The following is a 3,930-nucleotide window of genomic DNA, read 5'->3' on the forward strand; positions in this document are numbered from 1 at the left end:
GATGAGCAAATGACAGCCGCTCTTGTTGATCGGCTTACTCATCGAGCCCATATCTTTGCGATGAACGGTGAGAGCTACCGCTTTAAACAAAAGTATGCAACGGTCGTGATCATGAAAAAATTATCCACCCGTCGGGTGGCTACTTCTTTGCCAAGGTGGTCAATTTTTTGATGAGCACGGTGGTCAACTTTATGATTGACATTTACATTTGTTCGAAACGTGAACAAAGTTGACCTACAAGTAGAAAAATTTGATAGAGAGGATAGTTTTTAGATGAAAGCCGTGCAACACTCAAGGATGATCCGCCCTTTGTGATTTTTGATTGAGTAGTAAATGGTAATTCGATTTGGTTTTACAGCTTTCTTATTTTAGATTCCACCGTTTTCCCCAAACTTTATAACATTTCAAGCCCCCCGCCAATCTGGTTGGGGGCTTTGTCTTAGAGTAGAGTCAAGCTTTGCTCAATTCGTAACGAGTCCCAGTGAATCGCGAAGACGTTTGATATCTCGAACCGGAGGCATGCCGAACATTCGGGCGTATTCCCTGTTGAATTGGGAGGGGCTTTCATAACCCACTTGAAATCCGGCATCCGCTGCTCCGATCGTCTCGGAGAGCAAAAGGCGGCGAGCCTCTTGCAATCTGACTTGTTTTTGATATTGAAGCGGACTCATGGCGGTTATTTCTTTAAAGTGATGATGAAGTGAAGAAGGGCTTATATTTACAGCAGCGGCAAGCATATCGATCGGAAGCGGCTGATTAAAATCACGTTCGATCAATTGAACTACTTTTGCGATTCGTTCGGCATGACTTCCGCTCATGGCGAACTGTTTTATGGATTGGCCTTGTTCCTCTTGAAGAATTCGATAAAGAATTTCCTGCGTGATCAGAGGAGCAATTACGGGAATATCCTCCGGCGTATCCAGAAGGCGAACGAGTCGGACAATGGCATCAAGCAGCGATCGATTCATTTTGCTAACGAATAGAGCTCTTTGTGAGTGAGTTGGTTTTTTGGGGGTCTTATCGCATTGTTTGATCAAATCGAAAATTTGCTGCTTATCAAAATCCAGCCGGAGGCACAGGTAGGGACGTTCCGATGTTGCTTCAACCACTTGCCCGGAAACGGGCAAGTGCATGGAAACGACCAGATAACTGGATGAGTCGTAGAGATAACTTTCTTTTGCCAGCATCATCAATTTCGTACCCTGAGCGACAACGCAGAGCGCAGGTTCATGAATGGAGTGGATCGGTTCGGTCTCCTTGGATGCTCGTATAAAATGCAGATCGGGTATGTATGTAGAGTGCGTGCCGTCTTTACCAGTGTATTTTTCTATATACGCCGCCAGTTCCCTTTGCAGTTGTTGCCCCTCGTCATCTAACTTCATAATATTCGTGCCTCCCCGATTGGATATGATTCAATACTAATAAACTTTGGAGGATTAGGCAAGAACTCTCATGGATTTGGCTACCGCACTGACGTCCGCGTACCTCATAATGAAAATATCCCAAGAGATGATAGGTCGAGGGGAGATTGATGCAAAAGGTGAATCAGATGCTGATCCTGTTACTGATATTCAGCGTGTTGCAATTCCAGGCTGATAATCGACTCAAGACTAGGATTAGACAAGAGAGTAGAGGGTGAATGTGGAATGGATCCATCTAATAATGCAAATCGGGAACATCATCCGTATGTAGGAATGTGGGTTACCAAGGACGGATATATCCGTCACGAACTATTGCCCAACGGACGTTATGACGAAGCTCGCGGCGATCGGAAAAGCGCCTATCAAGGCCGCTATTTCATCGAAGGCGATCACATCGAATATGTAGATGATACGGGATTCACGGCTGATGGCGATTTTCGGAACGGTATTCTTTATCATGCTGGGATGATTTTGTATCGAGAAGAATAGCTTGCGTTCGTGTTCACAATGCGATCTGTATTTGAAAAATATAACGAGGAGGAAAAGCACTTGTCTAACGTGAAAGGGAAAGTAGTAGCGATTACAGGCGCGAGCAGCGGGATTGGAGAAGCAGCAGCGCGGTTGCTGGCTCAACATGGTGCCCATGTGGTATTGGGAGCAAGGCGTACCGACAGATTGGAGAAGCTTGCCTCCACATTGATTGCAGAAGGCGGATCTGCGATATACCAAGCATTGGATGTCGTACATTGCGATCAAATGGAATCTTTTATCGACTTCGCACTTAGCCGATTTGGCCGGATTGACGTCATTCTCAATAATGCAGGCATCATGCCACTATCCCCCTTGGAGGCGCTGAAACTGGACGAGTGGAACCGCATGATTGATGTGAATATCCGCGGAGTTCTCCATGGCATCGCGGCTGGATTACCTGTTATGAAGAAACAAGGCTTTGGCCAATTTATTAATATTGCTTCCATTGGTGCGTACGCGGTATCTCCCACCGCAGCAGTCTATTGTGCTACCAAATATGCTGTTCGCGCCATTTCCGAAGGTTTGCGCCAGGAAGTTGGGAGTGATATACGCGTCACGCAAATATCGCCTGGCGTTACGGATTCGGAACTTGCCGATAGTATCTCTGATGATCAAGCCAGACAGATAATGAAGGAATATAGACGAATTTCGATTCCTGCTTCTTCTATTGCACAAGCCATATTATTTGCCATAGAGCAACCACCTGAAGTAGACGTGAATGAGATTATCATAAGACCGACTGCAAGTTCCGCTTAAAGCAATGGTCTGAACTTGGAAGTAAAACTAGCCTCCGAGTGGTGTCGTTTTCCTGATTTTCGTTGTGTGCGGAGTTGCCTTGGAGTTTTTAGATAAATATTTCAATTGATCGCTTTCAAGATAGTAAGTCCTTTGTATTTTGAAAGAAAAAGATCCATCTCTGCTAATGAGATCTATACTCCCCTATTTCATTTGCCGGCTTTTTGCTATTATACAAAAAAGAGTTGCCTTTTTTAGCAACTCTTTAAAATCTGATTTTTCTTGCCAGCCTGTTCGCACCGGATTTTTCAGTCGATCTCTTCTTCAAAGATCGCAACAACCCGGCTCCAGCCTGCACTGGCATTTTCGATATTAATCGGAAAAGCAGACACTTTGAAGCCATAAGGTTTCGGGATTTGATCCAGGTTGCATAATTTCTCAATCTGGCAATACTCTTTTTCTCTTCCAAACAGATGAGACTCCCAGAACTGTACTTTGCCTTCCTTCGCTTCTTCCGCCATGATATTGAGAGGCCGGTCCAGTCCCCAGGCATCGATACCGATTAATTTGATACCCTGGTTGACCAGCCATTCCGTTGCATTTTTTACAAGTCCCGATTTTTTAAAAGCATAGTGGGGGGTTCCGAAATACTTGGATGCTCCTGTGTGAATGAGAACAATATCGTATGGTTTTATTTCATACCGGATTCTTTCCAACTCTGCCTGTATGTCTTCAGCGGAAATCCCTTCCCCCACTTTTTTATGGGTGATGTCCAGCAGTACCCCGTCCCCATAACACCAGTGTAAAGGAACCTGGTCAATGGTTCGGGCGGGTTTTCCTCCACTCATAGGTCCGTAATGAAGAGGTGCATCAATATGTGTACCCGAGTGGGTTGAAAGGGTGACTTCCTCAACTGCCCATGCGACTTGATCAGGCCAATACTCTTTACCCAGCCCCAATGCTTTCTCTCCTAGTTCTACACCGGCTGCATGATCCAGGTATGTAATACGATGGGGATTTAATTCATATTCACTTGTTTTGTTACTCAGCCGATCACTCAGATCAATCAGTATCGTCCGTTTACCGTTTCTCTCGATGGTTTCCATTGGGGTGTCCACTCCTCATATATAATTATGTCTATTATGAGGTTGTTGCATAACTCTTTTAAAAAATAATAGAAAAATCCGCCTAAATGTGGTTAGATGAAAGCGCCAACCCACACCAAACCACGGAGGCGGATTAA

5 protein-coding genes are annotated in these 3,930 nt (G+C 44.9%); 3 read left to right on the forward strand and 2 right to left on the reverse strand.

Annotated features, from left to right (window positions below):
• The coding region (locus I8U27_RS20845; protein ID WP_232345711.1) for an ATP-binding protein at nt 1-171 on the forward strand (171 nt) is incomplete at its 5' end.
• Between the two features lie 290 nt (nt 172-461).
• Here I8U27_RS20845 and I8U27_RS20095 read toward each other — a convergent pair.
• Nucleotides 462-1,382 carry an AraC family transcriptional regulator gene (locus I8U27_RS20095; RefSeq protein ID WP_181755077.1) on the reverse strand — a complete coding sequence of 307 codons (921 nt, stop codon included), beginning with the start codon at nt 1,380-1,382 and terminating at the stop codon, nt 462-464.
• A 264-nt stretch (nt 1,383-1,646) separates the two neighbouring features.
• Here I8U27_RS20095 and I8U27_RS20100 point away from each other — a divergent pair, with 264 nt between their 5' ends.
• Entirely contained in the window at nt 1,647-1,910 is a 264-nt protein-coding gene (locus I8U27_RS20100; RefSeq protein WP_181755079.1) for an Atu4866 domain-containing protein, read from the forward strand.
• Nucleotides 1,911-1,970: 60 nt separating this feature from the next.
• Entirely contained in the window at nt 1,971-2,708 is a 738-nt protein-coding gene (locus I8U27_RS20105) for an SDR family oxidoreductase (RefSeq protein WP_181755081.1), read from the forward strand.
• Nucleotides 2,709-2,995: 287 nt separating this feature from the next.
• Here I8U27_RS20105 and I8U27_RS20110 read toward each other — a convergent pair whose 3' ends face one another.
• The gene (locus I8U27_RS20110; protein WP_220186055.1) at nt 2,996-3,793 is read right to left on the reverse strand and encodes a cyclase family protein; all 798 of its coding nucleotides are present in this window, start codon (nt 3,791-3,793) and stop codon (nt 2,996-2,998) included.
• Between the last annotated feature and the right edge of the window lie 137 nt (nt 3,794-3,930).

The sequence above is a fragment of the Paenactinomyces guangxiensis genome (assembly GCF_016055185.1).
Classification (GTDB): Bacteria; Bacillota; Bacilli; order Thermoactinomycetales; family Thermoactinomycetaceae; genus Paenactinomyces; species Paenactinomyces guangxiensis.

Bases quoted from the DNA above. Each gene is read 5' to 3' on its own strand.
- I8U27_RS20095 (WP_181755077.1), bottom strand. From the start codon at position 1,382: ATGAAGTTAGATGACGAGGGGCAACAACTGCAAAGGGAACTGGCGGCG.
- I8U27_RS20100 (WP_181755079.1), top strand. From the start codon at position 1,647: ATGGATCCATCTAATAATGCAAATCGGGAACATCATCCGTATGTAGGA.
- I8U27_RS20110 (WP_220186055.1), bottom strand. From the start codon at position 3,793: ATGGAAACCATCGAGAGAAACGGTAAACGGACGATACTGATTGATCTG.